Source organism: Natronobacterium texcoconense, assembly GCF_900104065.1.
Classification (GTDB): domain Archaea; phylum Halobacteriota; class Halobacteria; order Halobacteriales; family Natrialbaceae; genus Natronobacterium; species Natronobacterium texcoconense.
The window spans coordinates 1,151,983-1,176,964 of record NZ_FNLC01000002.1; the positions used below are offsets into that span (position 1 = coordinate 1,151,983).

A 24,982-nucleotide genomic window follows, 5' to 3' on the forward strand; every position below is an offset into this window, starting at 1 on the left:
CGTGCCGGACGGACATAATTGACGTGACCGACCGATCAGCGCTCGTTTGGAACGCTCTCGACCGACGGCTGGAAGACGGCAGCCCGAACGTCCGTCGAGACGCCGTAGGATGCGTCGTCGACGGATTCTGGCAGGGAGAACTCGCCGTCGTCGTAGTGGGCCTGGAGCGACGCCCGAACTGCCTCGCGAACGCAGGCCCGCGTCGCCGCGCCGACCTCGGTTGCGCTGCCAGTGAACTCGACGGATTCGCCCGCCGGATCGTGCCCGACGACGACGGCGTCGGTGGTCGTCCCCGGAAAACCGGTCTCCGCGAGCAGCGTCGCCGCTTTCGCTTCCGCGGCTACCGCGACCAGGTTCGCGAGCGCCCCGGGAGCGAGCGCCCGCGTCGTTCCGACGACGACATTGACGGTCCCCGCCTCGAGAGTCGAGACTCGCCCGGGGAGCGAATCCCCTTCGGCGTCTGGCTTACCCTCGGGATCCATCGGTAACGCCGCGGGATTCGAGATACCGGCGGTCGCGTACGCGGTAACGGGCCCACAGCGGGCACCGCGAGCGTCCTCGATATCGACCCCGGTGAGCAACGCCGGACCACTGTCGTCCCCGCCGAACCCTGCGCGCTCGAGTCGGTCGTCGACGTACTGCTCGAGGTCCGTCCGCTCCCAGTCGTCGGGGACCGAGACGTTGTACACACAGTCGGCGCGCTCGCGGCCACCGTTCCAGCCGGTCGAGAGCCACTCGGTGTCCGGACGAGTGATTCGAAGCACGCCGTCGCGCCGGACCGCGTCGTACGCGGGGTCGGAGCCAGGCCCGTCGTCCGTCATTCGCCGGTCTCCCCTCCGTTCTCGAGTACGTCGAGCGCGGCGAGCAGCCGATCGTTCGACTCGCGGTCTTTCACAGCGACCCGGACGTGCGAGTCGAGTCCTCGGAACGTGGTAGCGTCGCGGATAGCAATACCGTCCTCGCGGGCCGACTCGAGGACGTCCGCAACCGAACGGTCGCCGACGTCACACAGCAGGTACGGCGCGTCGGAGGGGGAGACGTCGAACCGCCGCTCGAGAGCGTGTCGCATCCGCTCGCGTTCACTGACGACTCGTTCCCGCGTATTCCGAACGAACGCCTCCTGTTGCAGGCAGTACGCACCGACTCGCGCGGCCGGCGTCCCGAGCGACCACGCACGGCGGGCCGTCTCGAACGCGTCCCGCCGCTCACCACTTGCGACGGCGAATCCCGCCCGAAGCCCGGGCAGGCCGAACAGTTTGGTAAGCGAGCGCGCGACGATCACGTTCTCCCGATCGAACGTCGCCGCCGACCGCAGGTCCGTGAAGCCGAGAAAAGCCTCGTCGACCAGCAGCGTCGTCTCGGCCTCGTCACAGCGAGTTGCAAACGCCTCGAGCGCGTCCGGGTCGGCCGCCTCCCCAGTCGGGTTGTTCGGCGTGCAGACGACAGCGAGTTCGACGCCCTCGAGGAGGTCGGTTCCGACCTCGAGCAGTTCGTCGTACCGGACGAACTGCGGCGTCGCACCCTGCAGTCGAATCTCGCGAGCGTACTCGCCGAAACTCGGGTACGGGACGAGTGCCGCGTCGCCGGCCTCGAGAGTGATCTCGACCGCGAGTCGGATCGCGGCCAGGCCGCCGGGCGTCGGGATCACCTGGTCCGGTTCGCAGTCGACGAACTCGGCCGCGGCCGCCCGGAACTCGAGGTAGTCGTCGTCGGGGTAGCGTCGGGATTCCTCGAGCGCCTCGGCGTACACCTCCTCGACGCCGTCGGGCGTCCCGGGATTCGTGTTCGCCGAGAAATCGAGCACCTCCTGGTCGGATTCGCCGCCGTGGGGGACCCGCTTGCCCCGTCTCGCTGCGTCAGGGAGCACCGTCGTTCGCCCCGTTTTCGTCGATCCCGAGTCGTGTACACACTGTCTCGACCCGGTCTCTGACCTCGTCCATCCGGCCCTCGGGGACGAGCGACAGTGACCCACCCATCCCGACGCCCTCCTTGGCCTCGCCAGCACAGTACCGTTCCATCGCACAGTGTGCGCGCCGGTCGAAGCCGGGATCGGTCACCGTCAAATCACAGTTCAGGCGGTCACAGGCCTCCTCGAGGTCGTCCTGACCGTCGGCGACGAACGAGGTCGTCGCGATCGACAGCGGCGCGTCGATCCCGGCATGACGCAGGAGTGCGGCGACGGCGACCATCTGGGTTCCGCCGGCGAGCGTGACGTCACTCCCCGACTCGAGCGCGCCCGCGGCGATACCGGCGACCGTCGGCTGGACCGGGTCGCCGACGGCGCGGATCGCCGCCAGTGGTTCGTCCGCGCAGTCGCCACCCTCGAGGTCGCTCGCGTCGAGTGCGTCGTCGACGACGCGGTGTTTGCGCTCGATCGGGTTGTCGGGCAGCGAGGAGGAGACGCCCGCGGGTTCGCCGAGTGCTGTCAACACGCCGAGCGCAGTCGTCGTCCCTCCGGGCACCGTCTCGCCGATCATGACCTCGTCGTCGGGCAGGCTCGAGCCGTAGCCGTGTGCCCGGTCGTAGATCGCCGCCGCGTCCGGGACGGCTTCGGCGCCGCGGATGTCGTTTCCGGGTTCGACCCCCAGATCGACGGTCGGTGCGTTCGTCGGCTGGGCGAGGCCAGCGTCGACGACGGTGACGTCGAACCCGACGACCTCACGGACGGCACGGGTGATCGCCGCCGGCGTCGGACACCCCGTCGGACTCACGGGCGTGACCGGAGCGGCGGTCGGGCGGCCGTACTCGAGAATTTCGACGTCCGCCGAGGGGGTATGTTCCATCAGTTCCGGCGCAGCACCGGCGGCGCTGATGCCGTCGATCAGTGCCGTCTCGGTCGTTCCAGCGGGGAGGATCACTCGCATCCGTTCCCCTCCAGTTCCGTGGCAGTGTGTGCGTCTTCGAGGCGATTCACGTTGACTGCGAGTCGTGGGTCGTAACTGACGTACATGGTCTCGTGGTCGTTGCCGACGACGTTGACCCCGGTCGGCGCGAGGTGGTCGGCCGGCTCGAGTCGCGAGTCGACGCTGACGTCGAGCCGGCGCTTGAGCGTTACTGGGACACAGACCGTCCGGGAGCGGTCATCATCGCCGTGGACCGCGAGTATTCGATCGACGACGGACTCCTCGAGCAACGGAAGATCGGCTGCGACCGTAAGTACCGGCGGCGAGACGGCCGGCGACTCGAGGATGGCCACGAGGTCGGCGACGTAGCCGTCGCCGGCGGTTTCGATCGTCCGAACGCGGTCGTCTCGCTCGAGGTGGTCACGGGTTTCGGGTGCGTTCGGCGAAACCGCGGCGTAGGTCGTCTCGACCGCGCTGCTTGCGAGTGCCGCCACGACGCGATCGACCATCGCGTCCCCTGCAATCGGGTGCAACGGTTTCTCGTGGGAGCCCTCGAGACGCGTCCCCTCGCCGCCACACATCACAACAGCGTCCACGCGATCACCCCCGCGTGGACGCCGGCGACGCGTCCGATCTCGTTTGCCGCACCGAAAATGTCGCCGTTGATCCCACCGAGATGGCGGTTCGCCCAGTACCAGGGGAGGACGATGCCGGCGACGGCTCCGGGCAGGGCGACCGCGGCCGGATGTGGCCAGGCGAGTGCCATCGCCGCGAGGACGACGACAGCCAGCGGGACGAACGCTCGAGGCGTCGACTGCTCCGTGAACTGCCGTCCCATCCCCTCGTAGCTTGCTGTTCCGAGACAGGCCATCGCGGCCATCCCGAGTTTCGTCCCGACTTCGGCTGCGATCGCGACGCCGACGGCCGCGAGTGCCGGGAGCCCGGCGAGGCCGAGCGCACCGAGCGCAAGGGCGGCGACGGTGACCGACACTGCGAGGACGGCCCCTACACCGGTCGTGGTGTCTTTCAGCACCTCGCGGCGGCGCTCGCGGTCGCCGTGGACGACCAGCGCATCACCCAGATCCGCGACGCCGTCGACGTGGTGGACGCCCATCACCGCGTAAACGGCAAGCAGATACCCGAGTGCGACGGTCGGCGCAGCGAGAGTTTCGACCGCGAGAAGCGGAATCGCCGCGAGCGAGCCAGCCACGAGACCGACGACCGGGAACGCCGCCGGCGTCGTTCGGAAGGCCTCCCAGTCGCCGTCGTGGTGGCCGACCGGGAGCCGCGTCAGGAAGCCAATCGCGCCGCGGGTCGCCCGGAACCAGCGGCCGACCGTCACAGTCTCACCCCCGAAACGGCGGTCGTCTCGAGTTCCGCCGCGAGAATTGTCGTCGCAGTCGCGAACACGAGAGCGACGATTACGGCGACGGCTGCTGCAAGCGCGACGAGCGTGACCGTGCGCTCGCCGTCCTCGAGCGTCGGCAGCTCCTCGCTGGGGTTGACATCGTACGCGTCCGGCTTCCGCAGTCGAACGGAGAGGACGCAGGCGAGCGTCGCCATCGGCCACCCGGAGTTCGGCGAGGCCGGAACCCGTGCCCATTCGCTGGCTCGCCGGAGTGCGCGCGGATCGCCGGCGGCAACGGCGATGGATGCAGCCGTAATCCTGGCGGGCAGCCACATTACGAGGTCGTCGAGCCGGGCGCTCGCGGTCCCGATCGGCTTCGAGGGATACCCCAGCATCGAGTCGAGCGTGTTGACGCCTTTGACCCACGCTGCAGCGGCTGCGGCGGCGGGAAGCGACAGCGGCGCGAGCAGGGCGAACGGGATCAGGGTCGCGACCAGCCCATCCGAGAGGTTCTCGGCGGCACTTTCGATCGCCCCGCTGCGGAGTTCCGCAGGCGAAAGCGTCGATGCGTCCCGGCCGACGAGCCCCCGGATGCGTTCACGGGCCGTCTCGAGGTCGTTTTCCGTCGCGACGACGACCTCCTCGGTCAACTCGAGCAGCGAGCGCAGACTCATCGTCAGGAAGAGCACGGTGCCCGCAACGACAGCACCGGTGACGGCGTGGACCTCGCTTGCGGCGAAAACAGCTCCAGCGGCGGCCCCGGCAGGAACGAGCGGTGCGAGTACGGCGACGAAAACGCCAACCAGTCGCTGGCCGGTCGGCGAATCAGTCCACTCCCGGTCCAGCCAGCCGACGAGCGTTCCGAACCAGGCGACCGGATGTGCGGCGGTCCGAGGCTCGCCCACCAGCAAATCGAGGGCGAACGCGAACCCGATCAGTGCAACCGTCGTCAACGCCACTTTTGGTCACCCCTCCTCCTGACTTTCGGCCTCGAGCGTCTCCAGTTCGGCCGGTACGTCCTCGAGCGGCGTCTCCTCGAGAAGGATCGCCTGCCCACCGACGTCTTCGATCCCGCCGTCGGTCCGCGGGTCGTCGCCGACGTGGATCAGGTCTTCGGGGGAGACACCGAGTTCGTCGGCGGTCTGCTCGAAGATTTCGGGAGCCGGCTTGCGCCAGCCACAGCCGACGCTCGAGACGATAGCGTCGAAGTCGTCGCGGCCGAAGTCGGCCCTGACGAGCGTCCGGCCAACGAGTTCGGGGACGCTACAGTTCGAGCAGAGCGCGACGGGGCCGTGCTCGCGGGCGGTTTCAAGCGCCTCGTGTGTGCCTGCTCGAGTTTCGACGACAGGGTCGAACGCGGAGACGACGGCCCGTCGCGGGACGTTTCCAGAGGGGTGGACGCCGCGGCTCGCGAGTGCGCGGGCGACGTGGGCGTGCAACGGCACCTCGGCACCCTCGGGCGCGTCGACGTGGGGCTCGCGGTAGGCGTCGTCCCAGTCGTCGGGGACGGAAACGCCGCGGGCCTCGAGTTCTGCGGCGACGGCTGCCGCCGGATCGTCGGGGGTGTCGGCGCGAACGAGGGTTCCGAAGAGGTCGAACGATACTGCCACGCTCGTGTGATTAGCACAAGTGAACTTTAGGTTCGCGGTTCGCTCGAGCGGTGTTCAGCAACGAATCGAAACAGACCGTTCCGTCCTCGATCAGCCGTCGCCGTCGTCCGACGGCAGATAGTGCTCCCGGTGGACGACCCAGGACTCGTCTTCCTCCTCGTCGATCGCAGTCACGACGATCTGATCGCCGTCCGTATCGTAGGGGATGTAGAGCGTGTGACCACCGTCCCAGGTAGCGGTGAACTCGTCGTCCTCGCGGTCGTAGGCACCCGTGGACGCCCCTTCGATGGTGGTTTCGATCTCGATACGGTTGGCCTCGACGCCGCGTTCCTCCGTGATTTCGACGGCAGCCTGGGGAACGTCACTCCTCGGACTGTCGTACTCCCAGTCGACCTCGACGACCACGTCGTCGTCTTCGTCCTCGATCGGTTCGTCGAACGCTTCCTCGGGATCGTCCGGCGTGTCGTCGACTGCCGCCGCGAACAGATACCGCCAGTCGCCGTCCTCGGTCGCAAGCACCCAGATCATGTCGTCTTCCGTCGGCTCCTCGGCGCCAACCTCGACAGTCGCCAGCTCCTCGCCCTCGAGCGTCTCGGCGAGGTCCTCTTCCTCGAACCAGAACTCCGCACCCTCGAGTTCGAACACGTCCTCGACCGTGGCATCGTCGTCGCGTACCTCCATCTCGACCTCCTCGAGTGCTTCCTCGTCGCCACCGCCGCGGAACTCCCAGCCTTCTTCGACCCAGGCAGCGGGATCTACGGGATTGTCCGAGTGAGAGAGTTCGCTCATTCGGTCGAGGTCTTCGTCGACGGCCGCTTCCAGATACGCGTAAACAGTGGCTAGCGGGCCGTCGTCCGGATACGGATCGCCTTCTTCGGTTGATTCGTCGCCGTCATCGGTCCCGGTATCGCTGTCGTCGCCTGAATCGACAGCGAACCCGTCACCGAGACAGCCCGAAAGCGAGACGGTAGTGACGATGCCGGCCTGGAGTGCGTGACGTCGAGAAATCGTAGAATCCGCAGTGCTCTCGTCGCTATCGCTCCGTTGAGAGGGACTATCTCTGTCGGAGACCATACCATTGATACGTGAATTGGATTATTTAGCGTTTTGAAATGACGGAATTCGTGGAGAACGTCGGCAAGACTGAGGTCAGTATACCGAACGAACGGCGACGAGACGGCCCACTACTTTTTGCGCAGCCATCCTGCGTATTCCGGGTTTCCGAGTATATCACTCCAGTAATAGAAGAGTAAGACGATAACCGCCATCAGAACCCCCATCGAACACCGGATACGAGACTATCGCCGGAGAGAACAGAGACGAGACCGATCGTCGCCGGAAGAAGCACCAGCAGTGCAATCGACTGCTTGAGAGCAAGCGTCGTCCCTATCTCACTCACTGTCCGATACGTTCCGTCTACGTCTATTCCCTTTTTCGATCAACGAACAGGTCGAACCGCATCGACCACGATCACTCGAGCGGTACGATATTCGACTCGAGGTCCCGCGGATAGTAGGTCAGCCACTCGATACCGTCCTCGGTGACGGCGATGGTGTCGGAGTGACGGTAGCCGTAGGTGTCGGTGTAGATGCCGGGTTCGATCGTCCAGACGTGGCCGGGCTGCATCACGGCGTCGGCTTCGTCGTAGTTCGTGTGCTCGCTCTCGCAGTGATCGGCCCACCCCTCGTCGATGTACGGCGGTTCGTGGCCGCCCATGCCGATGTTGTGGCCGACGTGGTGCTGTGCGAGGTCGGCGACGCCCTGCTCCTCGAAGTACTCCTCGACGACGCGGTCGACGGCCGCGATGGGGACGCCGGGGCCGAGTTCGTCGATCGCGATCTCCTGAGCCTCGAGCATGATCTCGAAGTAGTGAACCTGCTCGTCGTCGGGGTCGCCGACGAACATCGTCCGCTCGAGTTCGGAGTAGTAGCCGTCGACGTTCGCGCTCGCACCCGTAACGAGCACGTCGCCTGCCTCGAGTCGGCGGTTCGCGGTGTGGCCGTGGGGAAGTCGTGTCTGTTCGCCCGTGATGTAACCCGCGTGGACGGGCCCGTCGCCGCGGGTGCGGGCGACGTACTGGTCGCCGAGGGTGTCGAGCATCGCGCGCGAGGCCTCCATCGAGGCTCGCTGGCTCACCGTGGCGGGATGGGCACCGGGTTCGGTGTACTCCGCGAGGTAGCGGTGGCCGAGGTTCGCCCACTTCGCGGACTCCCGGATCAGGTCGAGTTCGACCTCGGACTTCTCCCAGCGCATACGGGCGACCCAGCCCTGGCTCTCGAGGTCGACGAACTCCGACAGCGCGGGGCCCTGGTAGCCCATCACGCCCGGGGCACCGTCGGCGTCGGCCGCGACGCTCTCGACGCCCAGTTCCTCGAGCATCGAGACTGCGGTCTCGATCGGTTCGCCGCCGGGATAGTCCCGGTAGTGATAGACGGCGTCGATCCGCGGGTTCGACTCGATGCGCTCGACCTCGAGTCGGGGAACGGTGATCGCGATGCGTTCGTCCGTCACTGCGAGGACGACCGGGCGTTCGGTCTGGATGTGATCGAACCCGGTGAGATACTCGATGCTCGTCGCGCCGAACCAGACGCCGGCGTCCGCGTCGGTTTCGGCGAGTCGGTCGCGAACGGCCTCGAGGCGGTGTTCGAACTCCTCGACCGGAAGCTGTGTCGACATACGGCTAGGTCAGTCGGGACCGGGACAAAAACGTTCAGGAGGGAACCGTACGCTGCCGGTTCTACGTGGGTCGAAAGAAAACGGGAAACGAACTCGGCTCAATCGAGACGGGCGAACGCCAGGTTGCCCGAAATGTTCTTGATGTAGATGTCGACGACGTCGCCTTCCTCTGCGCCAGGGACGAAGATCGTGTACTCGCCTTTCTCCGCGACACCATCGCCCTTGCGGCCCGTGCCGGTGATCTCGACGGTGTAGGTCTTGCCTTCCTCGACGGCTTCCTGCTGTTGTTGCTGCTGGCTGCTCGTCGAGCGCTTGGTGACCGGTCGGAACGCACCACAGGCGTCACAGCGAAGCATCGGCGTGCGGTCCTCGCGGACGAGTCGGGTGTCCGGCAGGCCACACTCCGTACAGAGGACGTACTCGTCGACGTAGGCGTCGACGGCCGCGTCGAAGTCCTGCTGGGAGAACGTCCCGTTGTACCGGGCGCGTCCGTCCTCGAATTTCCCGCTGGTCCCCAGTTCGCGCTGGATGAACCGGTGGAGGTGTTCGGCCTCGCGCGAGAGGACGTCGGCGATGTCGTCGACGTTCGTGAACCGGGTGAAGGCACCGTCCTTCTGGGCCTCCGCGTCCGGAATCTGTAACCGCTGTTCGTCGCCCCCGATGTCGGGGACGTCCTCCATCGCTCGGTCGAGACTCGATTCGTAATCCATACACGAACGAAGACGACGGGAACGTAAATCCGTTCTGCTATCACGATCCGCCCGATAGCGACCGGTTCGATCGCGGGCCGCTACGGACGGCTATCGGAGGGAACGTCGCTCGAGCGAGAACTCGAGACCGACGCTGTCGTCACGTCAGAGGGTTTCGCTTCCGCTCTCGCCCAGCGACCCCTGCTTCTGGTCGTCCAGTCGTTCGAGGTCCCGTTCGGTGTTTGCCTCGTGATGGTCGCCCGCCTCACCAGTGATCTCGCCGTACACGGCCTCGCGAACCTCTTCAGGAGAGTCGTACTCTTCGCCGGCGAGTCGGTCGAAAACGCTGCCCAGCGACTCCGTCTCGTTGGGCATGTCGATCGGTTCGTTACCGTACTCGGCAGCGATCTCCTCGCTCGTAGTCGGGTACTCGAGTTCGCCGAGATGCTGTTCGACGTCCTCGAGGATGGACTCGGTCCGATCGGCCCGGTCGGACTTGCGCTGTTCGGCGTGGTCCTGTGCACGGTCGCGACTCCGATCGTTTCCACTCATAGGTGACGTTTCCCGGACCCGCGGGAAAAGCGACCGGCAGGCGTTTGCGCGTTCGGCAGCCTCGATTTCGAGAGACGGCGACACCATCGCCGGTGTCTCCTTGGAAGGCTTGCACACTATTCAACCACCGTTTATGTGTCTCCGGTCCCAACTCGAGTACGACCCTGGCAGGTGGCGCGTTGCCCGACGGCTACCTCTTCCCAGGGTCGTTCGATTCTCGAGGCCCGCTATCGGTTTCTACCGACCGTCAGCGACGCGACCGCAAGCGAGAACCGGCCGACAACGGCGACCGAAACGGACAGCGCCTGCCACTGCCAGCTATAGCGTTTTATACGAGTGTAATCTGTCCCACATATGGCAACGAGAGTCCCGATCGAATGTCCGATCTGTCACGACGTAATGCACAAAGGCCAGCAACTCGAGCAACATCTCTACCACGACCACGAGAAGCGCAAACTCGCGAAGTTCGTCGTCACCGAGACGATGGCGATGGAAGCACACGAAGTCTCCGAGTAACCGCGAATCGCGTCGTTTACAGAAGGTACAGGCGAAAGCCCACGGCTTTAGCCGTGGGGATGAAGCCGTCACTGCTGCATCGTTCCACGTTTCACAACAAGCTGGATATTCCACGTTGCACGATCCATACCTTCAAGTAGGTTTCTCTACATAGGTTACGTATGGCGAAACAGGCCGTCACTCGTACCTACACTGCTTCCATCAGGAACCAGCAACAGGTGTCTGACGACCTTGACTCGCTCGGGTTCGCCGCCAGTAAACTCTGGAATGTCGGACGGTGGACAATCAGTCGTGTCTGGGACGAAATCGACTATATCCCTGAACACGACGAACTCACCGCGTACCTCAAGAGCCACGAACGCTATGATGACCTCCATTCTCAGTCAAGCCAGCGAGTCCTTCAAGAACTCGCTGAGGCGTTTAACGGCTGGTACGGCAAACGACGCAACGGAGATACGAGAGCGAACCCACCCGGCTACCGCAAACACGGCGACGACCACCCACGAAGCACGGTCACGTTCAAAGCCGCTGGCTTCAAACTCGACACCCAGTACGACCGCGTTCGACTCTCAAAAGGGTCGAATCTTAAGGAGTACTGGTCGGACTTCATCCTCTGCGAATACCAAACTCGCCCCGACGTTGACTTCTCCACAGTCGAGAGCGTCCAACAGGTACGAGCGGTCTGGACAGGTGACGGGTGGGAACTCCACTTCGCGTGCAAAGTCGAGGTCGAAGTGTCCGAAGCACCGGGTGAGAAGACCGTGGGTGTTGACCTCGGCATCAATAACTTCGCTGCACTCGCCTACGAAGATGGCCATGCCGAACTGTACCCGCTGAACTGCCTGAAGCAGGACGACTACTACTTCAGCAAGCGGATTGCCCGGTGTGACGACGCTGACTCCAAGCAAGCGACTCGGTTGCATCAGACGAAGTCGGCTCGCCGAACCCACTATTTCCATACACTCTCGAAACACATCGTCCAGCGGTGCGTTGAGGAGAGGGTTGGAACGATTGTAGTGGGGGATCTCTCCGGCATCCGCGAAGATGGGGAGAACGGCGACTCAAAAGACTGGGGTACGCACGGCAACCTTGACCTGCACTCGTGGGCGTTCGACCGCTTCGTCGACCTGCTCGAATACAAGGCCGAGATGGAAGGCATCACGGTCAAGCACGTATCCGAGCGAGATACGTCGAAGTCGTGTTCGTGCTGTGGCCGGGAGCGCAAAGCAAACCGTGTTGAACGCGGCTTGTACGTGTGCGATGACTGTGGGGCAGTGATGAACGCGGACGTGAACGGTGCAGAGAACATTCGACAAAAAGTATCTCCGAGTCTCACCTGTGATGGGGGAGATAGGAGTAACGGCTGGTTGGCACAGCCATCGACGTTCCTGTTTGACAAGGAAACTGGTGCGTTTGCACCTCAAGAACAGATCACGTCGTAAACCACAATATCCCAACGAGGAATCCCACGGCTTCAGCCGTGTGGAGGATGTCAAAGGGTTTCCCGGCTCTCGAAGCGTCGGTTGCGTACTGGTTCATCCGTCTCGTTCGCGTCTGAAACAGGCGAAAACGGAGCGCTATGGACGACGACTGGAGCGACGCCATCGATAGTAGCCACTGCAAGTCAATGCACACCTGATCGCACGAAAACTGTGCGATCAGTGTGTAAATAGTTGCAGTTGTTATTATAACGCGTTCGTTCACCACAAGACACATGTGAAATACCTCACAATTGCTGCAAGTGACGATAGAAAACCAGGTGCAGGTGCTCGTCGTCCTCGGCCTCGTCGTTCTCGTCGTCTCCCTGCTGTTTCCCGTCTGGAGCCTGTCTACCTACTCCGCTCACGTCCAGTCGATCGGATCACCACCCGACGACGCGACCGTCATCGACTCGAACGAACTCACGCCTCGAGAGCAGACGGTCGTAGCGGAAGGTAAAGAGCGGAGTGACGCCGTCGAAATCTACGGCTACTGGGGATCCCACCAGCACGAGGACAGCGCGTTACCGTTCTCGGGCCACTGGTTCGATACGCACACCGTCGGCGCGGTCGTCGACGACGGCAGTGACTACTACAGGGTCGAATACGATCCCGGCGGTGCACCGATCATTACCTACGCGGTCACCGGTTTCGGCTTCGTATCGGGGCTCGTCGTGTACGCACTCGGCGTCGGTGCCAGGGCGTCGGTTTCTCGAGGATGGTCCGATCGACTTCCCCAAATTCTCGTCGTCCATGGACTCGTCCTCGGCGTCGCGACGCTACTCGGTCTCCTGTGGATCGGTAACGCGAGTGGGTATCTGTGGCCGGTTCAGTGAGTATCCGTGACGGCGGACACATCTGCCGTACCTTCGGTGGTTCGACTCGAGCGTTCGAACGACCGCTTTTACCCTCTGGTTTCGGGTAGAATTCTCAGTTGCTGAAGCGGAGCGACCGACGGTCGGAGGTATCGAACGGCGTCTCTCGACCAAAACAGCTACTACAGATCGTTCTCGAATACTGACAGCATGTCTCGAAGAGACGAGAGGCTGAAACAAATCCTCCTGATGCTGTTCGCGATCCAGGTGTCGATTCTGGTCGTGATCTTTCCCAGCCTCTACCCGCTGCTCCTGATCGTGCTCGTCCTCGTTTCGACGGTGCTCTTCATGGAGTTCACGCACTGGTTCGACGAATACACGTGGGGAGGGTGAGCCAGGGCCTCCAGCCCGATCTTTCGAAGATCACGCCGAACAGGTTCGCCGCCCTGAGAAGCAGCATCGGTATTCGGTTGGCGGTTGCGACCGAGACAGCTCACAGCGGCATCTGAACGAATCGCCTGCTCGAGCGTTGCGGGGGTGTGTGAGAACCGTCTATGACGGCCTTGTACCGAGGCGGTCAGGAAGATGTGCTGTCAGGACCGCGCGGGACGTCCGCTATTTCGAATCGAAATGGATTAAAACCGGCTAGGTCAACAGTCTGATCCGAACTACCCTTCGGCCCCGTCTATGCGCCTTCGCCTTTACGCTCTCTGTACCGCAATCGTTCGCACCGTCTTGAGGATTCTTCACAACCCGGTCAAGGCCGCGTTGTGGTACGTCGGTGCCGCACTCGCACGGGCAGGGGTCGTCGAACAGCACCGCGTCGACCGCACGACGGACCTGGCGTGGCCGCGGATAGTAACCGGGATCGCTCGGACGTCGAAATCCGCCGCGGACGTCGCGATGATCGGAATCGCGGTCGGGACGGCGGGGGTTGCAGGCGTCGGGATCGCGACTCCGCTGGCGTTGCTCGGGGCGACGCTGGGGGCTGGCGTCGCGGGCGGGACGATCAGTCTGGTCTCACAGCGATTCGGTGCCGAACGCTACGACGAACTCGATCTCGTCGTGAAACAGAGCGTCTGGTTGACCGTTCTCATCTGTTCACCCCTCGTCGTTCTCTTCTGGACGTACCCGGTCGAACTCGTCAGCCTCATCTCGAACGACCCGGAGACCGTCCAGCACGCCGCGACCTATCTCCAGGTGATGAGCGTCGCCACCGTCTTCATCGGTCTCAACCTCGTCGGAAGTCGCACGCTCATCGGCGTGGACGACTCCTACAGCGCGATGATCGCCCGCGGTGGCGGAGCGATAGTGAACATCGGACTGAACGCCGTGTTCATCTTCGGGCTCGGAATGGGCGTCGCCGGTGCCGCACTCGGGTCGGTGATCGCGAACGTGGTCACGACCGGGCTGTTCGCGTACGGGCTCCTCGGCGGACGATTCCCCTACGTCGGAACCTTCCCCGTCACGCTCTCCCTCTCGGGGCCGTACTTCGACGCGTCGCTCACTCGCGACCTCGTGGAGATCTCGTCACCGATCGCGGTCAAGAACCTGGTACACCGGACGGCGCAGTTTCCCCTCCTCGCCATCGCCGCCTCGTTCGGGCCCGAGGTCGTCGCGGCCTACACCATCGCTCGACGCGTACGGGACCTGACTGACACGCCGAGCTGGGGACTCAAACTGGCCTCGAGCAGTCTCGTGGGGCAACATCTCGGCCGGTCCGACGAAACGGGTGCTACGGCGTACGGGTGGGACATCCTCCGGATCACGATCGCGATCTACGTACTCGTCGTCGTCGGCGTCATCGCGTTCGCCGAACCGATCGCCGGCGTCTTCGTCGACGATCCTGCGACACTCCCGACGGCGACGGTGTTCGTTCAGGTCTCCGCGATCAGCGTGTTCTTCTTCGGCGTCGGCGGATCGGCTGCAGGTCCGCTCAACGCCGCCGGAGACACCCGGTGGCCGCTATACGCTCGGGTGTTCGGCCTCTACGCGTTCGCGATCCCGGTAGCGTACCTCGGCACAGTCGCGCTGCCGGTGCCCGTCGCCGGTACGGTCACGCTCGGAATCACCGCACTGTACGCCTCGTTCGTCCTCGAGACGCTCGTGCCAGCACTCGTGTGTTTCTACCGATTCGCCTCCGGAAAGTGGAGGGTCGTCAGCCGGGCGTACCGTCCCGAAGCGGCGACTGCGGACTGAGAGCACTGCTGTGTCGAAGCGGCGAGAGTCGAGAAATACACTCCGCTGGCCGAACGTCGAATTCGACGATCCCGGGCACGAGCCGCCGATGCCACGGCAGGTTGTGTAACGCTGTATTACGAGGATGGACAGGCTGATCTCCAGTTGCTAGAATCGGCTTGAAAGTAGGTTCGCCCTCCCCGATTTGAACAGATGGAAGACGGTCCGCCTCGCTTCGCTCGGCGGCTGCGACTTCCGTGTTCAAATCGTGTCGGGATCTCCTTTTCGTGATTCCGGCGACTCGCTTCGCTCGTCGGTTGGAATCACGAAAAGTCCGCCCTCCCCGATTTGAACGGGGGGCAAGTCGATCTACAGTCGACTGCTCTACCAGTCTGAGCTAAGGGCGGTTGCACTCGTACGTAGCCGCCGAGGGAAACATAAGGGTTATCATTCGCAGGCGGCGCCGGCATGTAACGAAAGGTGAACGACAGAAGGATTGATATGGCCCGAAACGCTATGTGGTGTTATACCGCCTCATGAGTAAAATCACGTTCCGCGCCGACGACGAGCTCGTCGATGCGCTCGAGTCGCTCGAGCTCTCGAAGAGCGAGGCGATGCGGCAGGCGCTCCGGGCCTACATCGACGAGGGGCCGGATCGCGAACGTGAGACGGGAGGTTCGTCGACGTCCGTCGACGACGTCGTCCGCGAGCGCGTGGACGAACTCCTCGAGGAGCGGCTCCGCGAGGAGCGACGCCGAGGCCACGCGCCGGCGTACGACGATCATCCGCGCTCTCGCGCACACACGCGAGCACAGCAACCACAGGACGTAAACGTCTCCATCTCGCTCGAGGGAGGCCAGCTCCAGGCGGACGAGCAGGATTCCGAGCCGGAGCGAGCGCGGGATACCACCCAGACCGAACGTCCGGACGTCACACACCGATCGCAGCCGGAGCCGAACGCGTGTGGACAGTGTGGCGAACACGTTGCCGACGATCACGTCTACTGCCCCAACTGTGGGGAGAAGGCGTCTCGGCGACTGTTCTGTGACTGTGGCGACGAACTGCGATCGGACTGGGCGTTCTGTCCGAGCTGTGGTCGTCGGACGCCGTCAGCGGACGTGCTCGAGCCGAACTCCGCACGAGACGGACAGTCGTAAGACACGAAAAGTCCAGATCGGCGGAACTTTTATTACACTGGACAGTATTCGGTTCACTCGCGTAAGACGGTCGTCTTACAACGGAGCGAAACTGCGAAAATCGCCCGATGTCGGGCCGCTCCGGTGTAAGACACGCGCGTCAGACAGGGACGCGCGCCGTCTTACCCAACGGGGAATACAACCATGGAGCGTGTGACACTGCGAATTCCGAAACAGCAGATCGAAGAGGTCGAACAACTAGTCGATTCGGGTAAGTTTCCGAACCGTAGCGAAGCGATCCGATCGGCCGTGCGAGAGATGATCAACGAAGAATACGACGAGCAGCCCGAGCAGCAGCCCCGCGAACGCAACTGGGCGAAGGTGTAACGATGCAGGATATCGTTCAGGACGCACTCGACAACGCGGAAGAGGAACAAAAGCAGATGGACATCGAACTCGACAGCGACGAGTTCGGTGATCCACGCATCGTCATCGTCGGCTGCGGTGGCGCGGGGAACAACACGGTCAACCGACTGTACAACATCGGCGTCGAGGGTGCTGACACCGTCGCGATCAACACGGACAAACAGCACCTGAAGATGATCGAAGCCGACACGAAGATCCTGATCGGCAAGTCGCTGACCAGCGGTCTCGGCGCGGGCGGCGACCCCTCGATGGGTGAGCGCGCGACCGAGATGGCACAGGGGACCATCAAGGAGGTACTTGGGGATGCGGACCTCGTGTTCGTTACTGCAGGGATGGGTGGCGGCACCGGGACGGGTGCCGCTCCCGTGGTCTCGGAGATCGCCAAAGAACAGGGCGCGATCGTCGTCGGCATGGTCTCGACGCCGTTCAACGTCGAGCGTGCGCGGACGGTCAAGGCCGAAGAAGGCCTCGAGCGACTGCGCGAGCAGGCCGACTCGATCATCGTCCTCGACAACAACCGGCTGCTCGACTACGTGCCGAACCTTCCGATCGGCAAGGCCTTTTCGGTCATGGACCAGATCATCGCCGAGACGGTCAAGGGTATCTCGGAGACGATTACACAGCCCTCGCTGATCAACCTGGACTACGCGGACATGTCCACCATCATGAATCAGGGCGGCGTCGCCGTGATGCTCGTCGGGGAGACACAAGACAAGAACAAGACCGACGAAGTCGTCAAAGACGCGATGAACCACCCACTGCTCGACGTCGACTACCGTGGAGCGTCGGGTGGCCTGGTCCACATCACCGGCGGTCCCGACCTCACACTGAAAGAGGCCGAAGGGATCGCCGACAACATCACCGAACGCCTCGAGGCCTCCGCGAACGTTATCTGGGGCGCTCGCATTCAGGAGGACTACAAGGGCAAGGTTCGCGTGATGGCGATCATGACCGGCGTCCAGAGTGCACAGGTACTCGGCCCGACGACACAGAAGCAGGCAGACCGCTCGCGTGCCAGCATCGAAGGGCTCAACGACGCCGACTTCGACGCGAGCAACCACGTCGAAGACGTCAACTCGGCTTCGACCTCGCAGTCGCGTACTCGTTCGAACACCGACTACGGAGCCCAAAGCGACGGAGGTCGAAACGAGGTCGAACAGCAAAACGGCGTCGACGTGATCCGGTAACTGCACTCGAGGCCGTCTCGGATTTTGCCGATTTTCTTGAACCGAAAGCTCGTAAGCCAGTGGCAACTGAATCCGTATATGCACGCGCTCGTCTTCGCAGCCGGCCGCGGGAGCCGTTTACGGCCGTATACGGACGAAACGCCAAAGCCGCTGCTCGAGGTCGCGGGCGAACCCATGCTCGTTCGACTATTACGGTCGATCGCCGACGCAGGGATCGAAGAGATCACCGTAGTCGTCGGCTACGGACGCGAAGCGATCGTCGACCGAGTCGGCGACTCGCTCACCGGCACGCCGATTACGTACGCCGTCCAGCACGAGCGAAAGGGGTTAGCTCACGCACTCTATACGGCCCTCGAGGACGGGTACGGTGTCTCGTTGCCCCGGCTGGACGTTCGGAACCCCTCCCTCCCGCCGCTTCCGGAGTCGGTTCCCGAGAACGTGTTGACGGTAAACGGCGACAACGTCTTCGAGGACTGTGATCTCTCGCGATTCGTCGAACGCCACTGTGAGACGGACGTCGACGGCACTCTCCTGCTCGATCGCGTCTCGAGAAACGAGGCCGAGACCACGGCACGCTGTGTCCTCGACGACGATGGAACGATCCGTTCGATCGAAGCTTCGACCGATGGCGCGCAACCGGGATACGTCGCGGGTGGCGTACAGACCCACGACACTGCGTCCCTTCTCGAGGCCTGTCTCTCCCTCGAGCGTGCCGACAGCGGCGAGTACGAACTTGCCGAGGCGCTCGAGTCGCTCACCAGTCGTAACCGCTACGTCGGCATCGAACTCGAGGGTTGGCATCTGAACGTCAATACGCCCGCGGATCTCGAGCGAGCACGCCGACGGCTCGACAGTGTGTGACACGAACTCGCGCTATACGCATCTATCGTCGTACAAAATACAGTCAAATCCGCCGCCGTCTGCGTATGACGCGTCGTACACGCTGACGACACGCGACCGGCACAACAGACTGACTCAGGCGAGCGACTCGAGCAGGGAGCACTTCCGGCAGACATCTCGCGTCGTCGTCGACCCGCATTCGACGCAGTCCTGAAGATCCGCTCCGTCGTCGCCGCTGTACTTCTCGGCGGCGATGCCGGCGAGTTCCTCGTACCCCGAGATGATCGAGTGACGGGTTCCGGGATGGTTCTCCTCGAGTTCGTAGAGTAACTGCTGGATCTCGCCGCGATAGGCTTCGCTAGCGTGTGGACATTCGGTGATGTGTGCCGGCAGATCGTCGATGTGAGCGTAGAGGGCGACTTCCTTCTCGGGGACGTCCCGCAGCGGCTTCGCACGGGGGACGAACTCGTCCTGGTCCTCCCGGTCCGAGAGCGGGCCGAGGCTCGCGTCGAAGTGTTTCGCGATCTGTTCGACATCGCCCTCGAGGAAGTTCATCAGCGCAGTCTGGGCCTCGTCGTCCAGGTTGTGGCCCGTCAGCAGGAGGTCGGCCTCGAGTTCGTCGGCGTACCGCGAGAGGACGTCCCGGCGGAAGACCCCACAGTAGGCGCAGGCGGCCATGTTCTCCGGATCATCTTCGACGACGTCGTCCATCTGAATCCCGAACTCCTCTTCGTAGCCGACGACCTCGTGGCGAATTTCGAGGTCTTCGGCCAGTTCGACGCAGGCATCGACCGACTTGTCCCGGTAGCCGTCGATCCCTTCGTGGATCGTCAGCCCGACGAGTTCGATGCGCGGGTCCTCGGCGAACGTGTCGTGGAGGATCTTGGTGAGGACGACGCTGTCCTTGCCACCCGAGAGGCCGATGACCCACGTCTGGGGGTCGTCGGGTGTCGCGTCCTGCGGGACGAGGTCGTCGCGCCGGACCCGGCGGCGGACCCGCTTTTCGACCGACTCGCGGAAGTGATCGGCACAGAGGTGCGCCCCCGAGTAGGCGGCGTGCATGACCGCCTCCTCGCCACACCGGTTACAATCCATCACCGAGGCGTTGTCGACGCGTACTCATCACGGTTTCGTCTGCAGACCGGCCCGAGGCCAGCACAGACGCGATCGAGTGACTACGATCGAGGACCGGGAGCCGGCGCGAGGTCGTCGACGAGGTGCTCGAGGGTGCGATCCATCTTCTGGATTTCGTCGGTCTGCGACTGGACTTCGCTGGCGATTTCCTCGGTCTCGTCGGCAATGTTCTCGGCGCTGGCGACGGTCTGGTCGATCATACTCGCGACCTCTTCGGTGCTCGAGGCCTGCTGGTCGGTCGCGGCTGCGACTTCCGTGATGCCGTCCGAGACCTCGTCGACGGTGTCGTGGATCTCCTCGAGAATGTCGGTCGCCTGGTTGACCGACTCGATTCCCTGTTCGATCCGGTCGTTGTTCTCCTCTAAGCTGTCGACGGCCGTCGCCGTGTTCTCCTCGACGTCGTCGATCATGCGTTCGATCTCCGCCGCTCGCTCCTGGGAGTTCTCGGCGAGGGTCTTCACTTCGTTCGCGACGACGGCGAACCCGTCTCCGGATTCGTCCGCGTGTGCGGCCTCGATGGAGGCGTTCAAGGCAAGCAGGTTCGTCTGGTCGGCGATATCGTTGATCACTTCGACGACCTGGTCGATCTCCGTGACGCTTCGCTGGATCGCCCTGACGTCCTCGGAGACGTCCATCGCAGCCTCCTGGATCGATTCCATCGCATCCCCGATATCGGTCGCCGAGTCCTGACCTGACTCGGCGAGGTCTCGAGCCGTCTCGCCGGCCGCAGAGACTTCTTCAGCCGAAGATGCGATCTCTTCGACCGACGCGGAGAGATTCGAGGTTTCGTCGGCTACCTCCATGACCGCCTCGTACTGCTCGCGGGCTTCGACGTTGATTTCCTCGAGTCGGTCGCCGATCTGGTCCGTGCTCTGGCCGAGTTCGGCGATCGACTCCTGCATCTCGTTTGCGGCCTCGTTGTCGTGATCGACGTCCGTCTCGAGGTCGTCGACCTCAGAAGTGTCTACCTCGTTACTTATGTCCTCGCTGTCGAGCGTGGTTTTTCCCATACAGTCCCGTCCCAGAGGTGGTACTTAGCAATTACTGCCAACATTACAGATTATATTATCCAGTGGTCGGTCGGAAAACACAGTTCGGTAGCGCCACCACGATAGTGGCTCGAGGAAGCGTCGGTGGCCGGACTACTGGACCGGAACGATAGCCTGCTCCTCGACCGCCTTCGCGCCGTCCTCGAGCGACTCGAGGACGAGGTCGACGTATCGCTCTCGAGCGACTGAGGAGAACAGTTCGTGGCCGCCGTCGTAGAGTACGACGTGTTCGGCGGGGACGCGCTGGCCGATCTCTCCAAGGTCGATAACTGGGTCCCGGAGCGAACAGAAGACGACTGCGTCGTGGTCGATGGTCAGCAACGATTCTTGGGCGTGGCGGGTCTCACGGACGAACGCCGGAGATATCCACCGGGGTGTCGTCGCTATCTGGTGGTCGGTCGCCTTCCCGCCTAAGACGTCCCGGCCCATCTCGCCGACCGGCAGGAACGGAAACGCTATCGGAAGCTTCGAAACGGCCTCGAGTGCGAGGTCGGGATACTCGTTGCCGTACCCCCACCACGGGCTCAAGTAGACGTGGTTGTCCGCGCCGTCTAAGGCCTGCGCGACCAGTGCGCCCGCACTGTGGGCGAGTAGCTGGTACTCCTCTACGTCGAGGACGTACTCGGCGATCGGCTCGAGCCAGTCGGCCTTGAAGTCCTCGATGTCCGTCGGGAGTTCGAAGGCGTGAACCCGGTAGCCGGCGTCGGTGAGTTTCCCGATGAGCCAGCTGACGTTCTCGTGGGTCCAGCGGTTACCCCAGCCCATGACGAAAACGAGCTCTTCGTCGCCGTCTTCGTTGAAGACGCGGTGTCGCATACAATCAGCTTCGACGGGGATCGATAAAAACCTGTACTCTTGACAGGACGTGTCGTGGCCTCGCTACTCTCGGCAACCGTCAGTCACTGAACCGACGTTTACCAACGGTTTTGGCCGTCGACGTCCGACTTGAGCCATGTTCGACGCGCTCCGTGCCCGACTCTACCGGCTCGGGTTCAACCTCTTTCCCGCCTATCGCGGAACCGGTGGCCGCGTCACCTACATCGCACCGGACTGGCAAGAGATCCGGATCAAGTTACCTCACTCCTGGCGAACCCGAAACTACGTGGGAACGACCTTCGGCGGGAGCATGTACGCCGCTGTCGACCCGTTCCACATGATGATGTTGCTGAAGACGCTCGGCGACGACTACGTCGTCTGGGACAAGGAAGCCGAGATTCGGTTCAAGAAACCGGGCCGTGACACGCTGTACGCGACGTTTACGCTCTCCGACGAGGAGGTCGACGCCGTGAGAGCCGAACTCGAGAGCGAGGACACCGACGCGGTCGACCGTCACTACACCGTCGACCTGGTCGACGACAAAGGTGCCGTCCACGCGACTATTCGGAAGACGGTCTACGTGACGACCGCGTAACGAGAACCGTTTTGCGCCTCGAGCCCACAGTTTTGCCAATGAGTGGATTTGACCGTGCGGACGCGGTCGACCGACTCGAGGAACTCGTCGACACCGTCGAGGACGAACGGATGCCGGTCCCGATCCGGGAGGTGTGGGCCTTCGGCGACGTCGCGCTGGGACTCGACCCCGTCGAACGGCTCGACGTCTACGTGACGAAGGACGTGTTGATGCGCGACGATAGCCCGTCCGGAGACGACTCGAGCGACGAGGACCCCGAAACCCGGTTTCGCGAGTCCCACGGTATCGAGGGCGTCGGCAAGTCCGTTCGTTCGGACTGGGCCGCAGAGTACGCCGAGTACCTCCGGGCGAACGCCGCCGGCCACGCCGCCCCCGAAAAATGTCTCGCCGCCCACCTGCTGGGCGACGACGAATCGGAGCCGGTCCACCTCGAGGTCTGTAACGCCTCCTTCGAGGACAACGTCACCCAGCGGTTGCGAGGCGCACAGCTACGAGAGGACTACACGCAACTGCTCGATCCTCGCGGCGTCTGCCTCTGGGCCGACGGCGTCCGCAGCGACGAGGCGTTCCGGAAACTCCGCGAGAGCGAACTCGCCCTCCCGACACTATCGTCGGCACTCGAGATGCTCGGGATGGGCGACGACGAGGCGGCCGAGGCCGCCAGAGAACTACACGCCTGGCGAGAAGAGCAGGAGGGTGTGACGGTTCGCGGAGACGTGGTCTAAGCCCAGTTAGACATCTCGCCGCCGGAACCAGATCGCACTCGCCGCGAGCAAAACGACGATCATCGCGACCAGCACGGCGACGTTGACGAGGTCGTACGTGCTCTCGAGCAGGATTTCGTTCGGATCGTAGTACCGCGCCGGCGAGATGGCGCCGAACGCCTCGTAGTCGGTATCGATCAGCAGCGACTCGATCAGGAAGAGTCCGAACGTGACGCCGATAGCGGCCCGCTGTGCGATGCCGGTCCGGTCGACGATCACTGACGCGAGCAGTCCGATCGCGCCACAGGCGAACAGGTACGGAATCGACAGCAGGTGTACTGCCAGCAGGTCCACCGCTGCGATCGGTTCGTCGATCAGGTGGCCGCCGACGTAGACCACGATCGGCGTGAGCACGTTGACCGCGACGATCGGCACAGCGAGTCCGGCGAATCGCTCGAGAGCGACCTGCGCCCGCGAAATCGGCATCGCGAGGACGATGTCCATGCGCCCGCGTTCGACGTCGTCGGCGATCGTTCCAGCCCCGAGGTAGGCCACGTAGAGGCCGAGCAGGATGATCCAGCCGAAGACGTAGAGTTCGAACGCCAGGAATCCCTCGAGGCTGGCCATCGTCTGGACGTCGAACACCCGGATCATCGCCTCCGGCAGCGCCTCCAGAATCTCCTCGTCTTCGCCGAACGCCTCGCTGTAGGACGGGAAGATCCAGACCATAAACCCCGCGAGGACGGCCATCGCGACCGAGAGGTAGATGCTCCCCCGAATGCGGTTTCGACCGTCGTAGCGGGCCAGATCAAGCATCCTCCTCACCTCCGTAGAACCGCAGGAAGACGTCCTCGAGTGGCGCTTCCTCGATCGAGAGGTCGACCAGCCGATGCTCGCGGAGTCGCTCGACGAGATCGTTGACGTCGCCGGTGAACGTGAAGGTACACTCGGTAAACACCGTCTCCTGTTCGGTGGCTTCTCGATCGACCGACTCCGCTTCGAGGCTCGTCTCGAGGTCGTAGACGCCTTCGATGTCGACTGCCGTCCGTGGAATCGGTTCGTCGGCTCGAAGCCGGACGACCTTGCCGCTGCGATCGAGCAACGCTTCGACCGGTTCGACCGCGACGAGTCGGCCGTCCCGGATGATGCCGACTCGGTCACAGAGCCGTCGGACCTCGCCTAAGATGTGCGAAGAGAGAAATACCGTCACGCCGCGTGCCTTTTCCGATCGGACGAACTCGGCGAATCGCTGCTTCATCAGGGGATCGAGCCCGCCGGTCGGCTCGTCGAGGATCACCAGATCCGGATCGTGCATGAACGTCGTCACCAGGCCGAGTTTCTTGACGTTCCCGTGGGAGTACTCGCGGATCTTCCGATCCAGCGGCGGGTCGAACAACTCGAGTAACTCCTCGCTTCGCTCGTCGCCTTTGATCCGTGCGTGTAACTCGAGGACGTCCCGGCCGGTCACCGACTCGTCGAACGCCGGACTGTCGGGCAGGTAGCCGATCCGACGTTTGCCCTCGAGCAAGTCCTTCTCCTCGGTAACCTCGTGTCCCAACACCCGTGCCGTCCCCGCGGTCGGGGAGATGAAGCCGAGTAACGTGCGGATCGTCGTCGTCTTCCCGGCACCGTTCGGTCCGAGGTAGCCGAACGTCTCGCCCTCTTCGACGTCGAACGTGACGTCGTCGTTTGCGAGGACTTCCCCATAATCTTTGGTCAGCCCCTCGAGTTCGATAACGGACATGTCGAGTCGTTGGAACGGAGTGCTTATGTAACCCATTGCTGATTTTCGTCGAGAGAGCCCGACGATACCGCTACTACGCGACCGACTTCGCGCGGCAGCCGTCCGAATGCTCGATCAGTGAGGGGAAACCTCGTATCGGAGTTCGACGATTCCAGATTCACGAGTCTCGGTCTCGAGGTGGTGAAGCCGCCGTCGGTCGCCGCTGCCGTCGAAGAGCGAAATGCCATCCCCCAGGAGGATCGGAACGATAGAGAGCCTGAGATCGTCGATCTGGTTCGCGCGCAGGAAGCTTCGAGCGAGCCGTGCACCTCCGACCAGCCAGATTCGGTCGTACTGCTGGTCGAGTTCGGCAGACAGATCGGTCACGTTCCCATCGTAGAATTCGACCGCGTCGGTGGCACGCGGAAGGTCCCGGCGAGTCAATACGTATGCCGGCCTGTCCTCGTAGGGCCACTCGCCGAACGAGCGTATCTGCTCGTACGTGTTCGATCCCACGACGAGGCAGTCGACGTCGGCGAAGAACGCCTCGTAGCCGTCGCTCGCCCCGTCGTCGAACTCCTCGAGCCACTCGACCCCACCGTCCTCGTCGGCGATGAAGCCGTCGACGCTCGCTGCAATGTAGAGGATGATCCGTCCGACCATCTCG

Annotated in this window: 28 protein-coding genes and 1 tRNA gene; 11 read left to right on the top strand and 18 right to left on the bottom strand. The window is 63.4% G+C overall.

What is annotated here, in order from left to right:
* Positions 1 to 35: 35 nt before the first annotated feature.
* From BLR35_RS13070 to BLR35_RS13125, 11 genes are all read right to left on the bottom strand, one after another.
* On the bottom strand, positions 36 to 821 hold the full coding sequence (locus BLR35_RS13070) for an adenosylcobinamide amidohydrolase (RefSeq protein ID WP_090382606.1): 786 nt from the start codon (positions 819 to 821) through the stop codon (positions 36 to 38).
* Positions 818 to 1,867: a threonine-phosphate decarboxylase CobD gene (gene cobD / locus BLR35_RS13075; protein ID WP_090382608.1), complete on the bottom strand. Its 1,050-nt coding sequence runs from the start codon at positions 1,865 to 1,867 to the stop codon at positions 818 to 820. Before cobD ends, BLR35_RS13070 begins: the two co-directional genes overlap by 4 nt.
* Positions 1,857 to 2,864 carry a nicotinate mononucleotide-dependent phosphoribosyltransferase CobT gene (cobT, locus tag BLR35_RS13080; RefSeq protein WP_090382610.1) on the bottom strand — a complete coding sequence of 336 codons (1,008 nt, stop codon included), beginning with the start codon at positions 2,862 to 2,864 and terminating at the stop codon, positions 1,857 to 1,859. Before cobT ends, cobD begins: the two co-directional genes overlap by 11 nt.
* Positions 2,855 to 3,424, bottom strand: coding sequence for an NTP transferase domain-containing protein (locus BLR35_RS13085; protein ID WP_090382612.1), 570 nt, complete (start codon positions 3,422 to 3,424; stop codon positions 2,855 to 2,857). The genes cobT and BLR35_RS13085 overlap by 10 nt, the downstream gene beginning before the upstream one ends.
* Positions 3,424 to 4,185 (bottom strand): adenosylcobinamide-GDP ribazoletransferase, encoded by a 762-nt coding sequence (gene cobS, locus BLR35_RS13090; RefSeq protein ID WP_090382614.1) that lies wholly within the window; start codon positions 4,183 to 4,185, stop codon positions 3,424 to 3,426. The genes BLR35_RS13085 and cobS overlap by 1 nt, the downstream gene beginning before the upstream one ends.
* A complete protein-coding gene (gene cbiB / locus BLR35_RS13095; protein WP_090382617.1) occupies positions 4,182 to 5,150 on the bottom strand; it encodes an adenosylcobinamide-phosphate synthase CbiB in 969 nt (322 codons plus the stop codon). The genes cobS and cbiB overlap by 4 nt, the downstream gene beginning before the upstream one ends.
* A gap of 6 nt (positions 5,151 to 5,156) precedes the next feature.
* Positions 5,157 to 5,801: an HAD family hydrolase gene (locus BLR35_RS13100; protein WP_090382619.1), complete on the bottom strand. Its 645-nt coding sequence runs from the start codon at positions 5,799 to 5,801 to the stop codon at positions 5,157 to 5,159.
* 90 nt (positions 5,802 to 5,891) lie between these two features.
* Complete coding sequence (locus BLR35_RS13105) at positions 5,892 to 6,875, bottom strand: hypothetical protein (RefSeq protein ID WP_090382621.1); 984 nt, start codon at positions 6,873 to 6,875, stop codon at positions 5,892 to 5,894.
* Between the two features lie 396 nt (positions 6,876 to 7,271).
* Positions 7,272 to 8,477, bottom strand: a complete 1,206-nt coding sequence (locus BLR35_RS13115; RefSeq protein WP_090382624.1) for a M24 family metallopeptidase — start codon at positions 8,475 to 8,477, stop codon at positions 7,272 to 7,274.
* Between the two features lie 98 nt (positions 8,478 to 8,575).
* Positions 8,576 to 9,187 carry a translation initiation factor IF-2 subunit beta gene (locus BLR35_RS13120; protein WP_090382628.1) on the bottom strand — a complete coding sequence of 204 codons (612 nt, stop codon included), beginning with the start codon at positions 9,185 to 9,187 and terminating at the stop codon, positions 8,576 to 8,578.
* A gap of 144 nt (positions 9,188 to 9,331) precedes the next feature.
* Positions 9,332 to 9,718, bottom strand: a complete 387-nt coding sequence (locus BLR35_RS13125; RefSeq protein ID WP_090382632.1) for a DUF5789 family protein — start codon at positions 9,716 to 9,718, stop codon at positions 9,332 to 9,334.
* Positions 9,719 to 10,072: 354 nt separating this feature from the next.
* Here BLR35_RS13125 and BLR35_RS20725 point away from each other — a divergent pair, with 354 nt between their 5' ends.
* From BLR35_RS20725 to BLR35_RS13145, 5 genes are all read left to right on the top strand, one after another.
* Complete coding sequence (locus BLR35_RS20725; RefSeq protein ID WP_170831027.1) at positions 10,073 to 10,234, top strand: hypothetical protein; 162 nt, start codon at positions 10,073 to 10,075, stop codon at positions 10,232 to 10,234.
* Positions 10,235 to 10,395: 161 nt separating this feature from the next.
* Positions 10,396 to 11,676, top strand: a complete 1,281-nt coding sequence (locus BLR35_RS13130) for an RNA-guided endonuclease InsQ/TnpB family protein (RefSeq protein WP_090382635.1) — start codon at positions 10,396 to 10,398, stop codon at positions 11,674 to 11,676.
* A gap of 299 nt (positions 11,677 to 11,975) precedes the next feature.
* Positions 11,976 to 12,548 carry a hypothetical protein gene (locus BLR35_RS13140; protein ID WP_139169292.1) on the top strand — a complete coding sequence of 191 codons (573 nt, stop codon included), beginning with the start codon at positions 11,976 to 11,978 and terminating at the stop codon, positions 12,546 to 12,548.
* 189 nt (positions 12,549 to 12,737) lie between these two features.
* Positions 12,738 to 12,920 (top strand): hypothetical protein, encoded by a 183-nt coding sequence (locus BLR35_RS20335; RefSeq protein ID WP_139169293.1) that lies wholly within the window; start codon positions 12,738 to 12,740, stop codon positions 12,918 to 12,920.
* Positions 12,921 to 13,214: 294 nt separating this feature from the next.
* Positions 13,215 to 14,726 carry an MATE family efflux transporter gene (locus BLR35_RS13145; RefSeq protein WP_090382643.1) on the top strand — a complete coding sequence of 504 codons (1,512 nt, stop codon included), beginning with the start codon at positions 13,215 to 13,217 and terminating at the stop codon, positions 14,724 to 14,726.
* A 312-nt stretch (positions 14,727 to 15,038) separates the two neighbouring features.
* On the opposite strand, the gene BLR35_RS13150 is transcribed toward BLR35_RS13145, so the two are convergent.
* Positions 15,039 to 15,112 (bottom strand) — tRNA-Tyr (locus BLR35_RS13150).
* Positions 15,113 to 15,241: 129 nt separating this feature from the next.
* On the opposite strand from BLR35_RS13150, the gene BLR35_RS13155 reads away from it, so the two are divergent.
* The 4 genes from BLR35_RS13155 to BLR35_RS13170 all read left to right on the top strand — a co-directional run bounded on the left by BLR35_RS13155 (position 15,242) and on the right by BLR35_RS13170 (position 18,315).
* Positions 15,242 to 15,862 (top strand): double zinc ribbon domain-containing protein, encoded by a 621-nt coding sequence (locus tag BLR35_RS13155; protein WP_090382646.1) that lies wholly within the window; start codon positions 15,242 to 15,244, stop codon positions 15,860 to 15,862.
* Positions 15,863 to 16,045: 183 nt separating this feature from the next.
* On the top strand, positions 16,046 to 16,228 hold the full coding sequence (locus BLR35_RS13160) for a ribbon-helix-helix domain-containing protein (RefSeq protein ID WP_005579652.1): 183 nt from the start codon (positions 16,046 to 16,048) through the stop codon (positions 16,226 to 16,228).
* Between the two features lie 2 nt (positions 16,229 to 16,230).
* Positions 16,231 to 17,454, top strand: coding sequence for a cell division protein FtsZ (ftsZ, locus tag BLR35_RS13165; protein ID WP_090382648.1), 1,224 nt, complete (start codon positions 16,231 to 16,233; stop codon positions 17,452 to 17,454).
* A 78-nt stretch (positions 17,455 to 17,532) separates the two neighbouring features.
* On the top strand, positions 17,533 to 18,315 hold the full coding sequence (locus BLR35_RS13170; RefSeq protein ID WP_090382652.1) for a nucleotidyltransferase family protein: 783 nt from the start codon (positions 17,533 to 17,535) through the stop codon (positions 18,313 to 18,315).
* A 114-nt stretch (positions 18,316 to 18,429) separates the two neighbouring features.
* Here BLR35_RS13170 and ncsA read toward each other — a convergent pair whose 3' ends face one another.
* The 3 genes from ncsA to BLR35_RS13185 all read right to left on the bottom strand — a co-directional run bounded on the left by ncsA (position 18,430) and on the right by BLR35_RS13185 (position 21,293).
* On the bottom strand, positions 18,430 to 19,389 hold the full coding sequence (ncsA, locus tag BLR35_RS13175) for a tRNA 2-thiolation protein NcsA (RefSeq protein ID WP_090382654.1): 960 nt from the start codon (positions 19,387 to 19,389) through the stop codon (positions 18,430 to 18,432).
* An 80-nt stretch (positions 19,390 to 19,469) separates the two neighbouring features.
* The gene (locus BLR35_RS13180) at positions 19,470 to 20,438 is read right to left on the bottom strand and encodes a methyl-accepting chemotaxis protein (RefSeq protein WP_090382657.1); all 969 of its coding nucleotides are present in this window, start codon (positions 20,436 to 20,438) and stop codon (positions 19,470 to 19,472) included.
* Positions 20,439 to 20,570: 132 nt separating this feature from the next.
* Positions 20,571 to 21,293 (bottom strand): alpha/beta hydrolase, encoded by a 723-nt coding sequence (locus BLR35_RS13185; RefSeq protein WP_090382659.1) that lies wholly within the window; start codon positions 21,291 to 21,293, stop codon positions 20,571 to 20,573.
* A 136-nt stretch (positions 21,294 to 21,429) separates the two neighbouring features.
* Between BLR35_RS13185 and BLR35_RS13190 the strand changes: the two genes are divergently transcribed.
* Together BLR35_RS13190 and BLR35_RS13195 are read left to right on the top strand one after the other, a co-directional pair.
* Complete coding sequence (locus BLR35_RS13190; protein ID WP_090382662.1) at positions 21,430 to 21,888, top strand: DUF4442 domain-containing protein; 459 nt, start codon at positions 21,430 to 21,432, stop codon at positions 21,886 to 21,888.
* Between the two features lie 38 nt (positions 21,889 to 21,926).
* Positions 21,927 to 22,613: a DUF7095 family protein gene (locus BLR35_RS13195; protein WP_090382664.1), complete on the top strand. Its 687-nt coding sequence runs from the start codon at positions 21,927 to 21,929 to the stop codon at positions 22,611 to 22,613.
* Positions 22,614 to 22,619: 6 nt separating this feature from the next.
* On the opposite strand, the gene BLR35_RS13200 is transcribed toward BLR35_RS13195, so the two are convergent.
* The 3 genes from BLR35_RS13200 to BLR35_RS13210 form a co-directional block, all read right to left on the bottom strand.
* Positions 22,620 to 23,408 carry an ABC transporter permease gene (locus tag BLR35_RS13200; protein ID WP_090382666.1) on the bottom strand — a complete coding sequence of 263 codons (789 nt, stop codon included), beginning with the start codon at positions 23,406 to 23,408 and terminating at the stop codon, positions 22,620 to 22,622.
* Positions 23,401 to 24,336 (bottom strand): ABC transporter ATP-binding protein, encoded by a 936-nt coding sequence (locus tag BLR35_RS13205; protein ID WP_090382669.1) that lies wholly within the window; start codon positions 24,334 to 24,336, stop codon positions 23,401 to 23,403. Before BLR35_RS13205 ends, BLR35_RS13200 begins: the two co-directional genes overlap by 8 nt.
* A 114-nt stretch (positions 24,337 to 24,450) precedes the next feature.
* The gene (locus BLR35_RS13210) at positions 24,451 to 24,978 is read right to left on the bottom strand and encodes a dihydrofolate reductase family protein (protein ID WP_090382672.1); all 528 of its coding nucleotides are present in this window, start codon (positions 24,976 to 24,978) and stop codon (positions 24,451 to 24,453) included.
* Between the last annotated feature and the right edge of the window lie 4 nt (positions 24,979 to 24,982).

Coding starts and splice junctions, on each gene's coding strand:
- BLR35_RS13070 (WP_090382606.1), bottom strand. CDS start 821: ATGACGGACGACGGGCCTGGCTCCGACCCCGCGTACGACGCGGTCCGG.
- cobT (WP_090382610.1), bottom strand. CDS start 2,864: ATGCGAGTGATCCTCCCCGCTGGAACGACCGAGACGGCACTGATCGAC.
- BLR35_RS13085 (WP_090382612.1), bottom strand. CDS start 3,424: ATGTGTGGCGGCGAGGGGACGCGTCTCGAGGGCTCCCACGAGAAACCG.
- BLR35_RS13105 (WP_090382621.1), bottom strand. CDS start 6,875: ATGGTCTCCGACAGAGATAGTCCCTCTCAACGGAGCGATAGCGACGAG.
- BLR35_RS13115 (WP_090382624.1), bottom strand. CDS start 8,477: ATGTCGACACAGCTTCCGGTCGAGGAGTTCGAACACCGCCTCGAGGCC.
- BLR35_RS13120 (WP_090382628.1), bottom strand. CDS start 9,187: ATGGATTACGAATCGAGTCTCGACCGAGCGATGGAGGACGTCCCCGAC.
- BLR35_RS13125 (WP_090382632.1), bottom strand. CDS start 9,718: ATGAGTGGAAACGATCGGAGTCGCGACCGTGCACAGGACCACGCCGAA.
- BLR35_RS20725 (WP_170831027.1), top strand. CDS start 10,073: ATGGCAACGAGAGTCCCGATCGAATGTCCGATCTGTCACGACGTAATG.
- BLR35_RS13130 (WP_090382635.1), top strand. CDS start 10,396: ATGGCGAAACAGGCCGTCACTCGTACCTACACTGCTTCCATCAGGAAC.
- BLR35_RS20335 (WP_139169293.1), top strand. CDS start 12,738: ATGTCTCGAAGAGACGAGAGGCTGAAACAAATCCTCCTGATGCTGTTC.
- BLR35_RS13145 (WP_090382643.1), top strand. CDS start 13,215: ATGCGCCTTCGCCTTTACGCTCTCTGTACCGCAATCGTTCGCACCGTC.
- BLR35_RS13155 (WP_090382646.1), top strand. CDS start 15,242: ATGAGTAAAATCACGTTCCGCGCCGACGACGAGCTCGTCGATGCGCTC.
- BLR35_RS13160 (WP_005579652.1), top strand. CDS start 16,046: ATGGAGCGTGTGACACTGCGAATTCCGAAACAGCAGATCGAAGAGGTC.
- ftsZ (WP_090382648.1), top strand. CDS start 16,231: ATGCAGGATATCGTTCAGGACGCACTCGACAACGCGGAAGAGGAACAA.
- BLR35_RS13170 (WP_090382652.1), top strand. CDS start 17,533: ATGCACGCGCTCGTCTTCGCAGCCGGCCGCGGGAGCCGTTTACGGCCG.
- ncsA (WP_090382654.1), bottom strand. CDS start 19,389: ATGGATTGTAACCGGTGTGGCGAGGAGGCGGTCATGCACGCCGCCTAC.
- BLR35_RS13180 (WP_090382657.1), bottom strand. CDS start 20,438: ATGGGAAAAACCACGCTCGACAGCGAGGACATAAGTAACGAGGTAGAC.
- BLR35_RS13185 (WP_090382659.1), bottom strand. CDS start 21,293: ATGCGACACCGCGTCTTCAACGAAGACGGCGACGAAGAGCTCGTTTTC.
- BLR35_RS13190 (WP_090382662.1), top strand. CDS start 21,430: ATGTTCGACGCGCTCCGTGCCCGACTCTACCGGCTCGGGTTCAACCTC.
- BLR35_RS13195 (WP_090382664.1), top strand. CDS start 21,927: ATGAGTGGATTTGACCGTGCGGACGCGGTCGACCGACTCGAGGAACTC.
- BLR35_RS13200 (WP_090382666.1), bottom strand. CDS start 23,408: ATGCTTGATCTGGCCCGCTACGACGGTCGAAACCGCATTCGGGGGAGC.
- BLR35_RS13205 (WP_090382669.1), bottom strand. CDS start 24,336: ATGTCCGTTATCGAACTCGAGGGGCTGACCAAAGATTATGGGGAAGTC.
- BLR35_RS13210 (WP_090382672.1), bottom strand. CDS start 24,978: ATGGTCGGACGGATCATCCTCTACATTGCAGCGAGCGTCGACGGCTTC.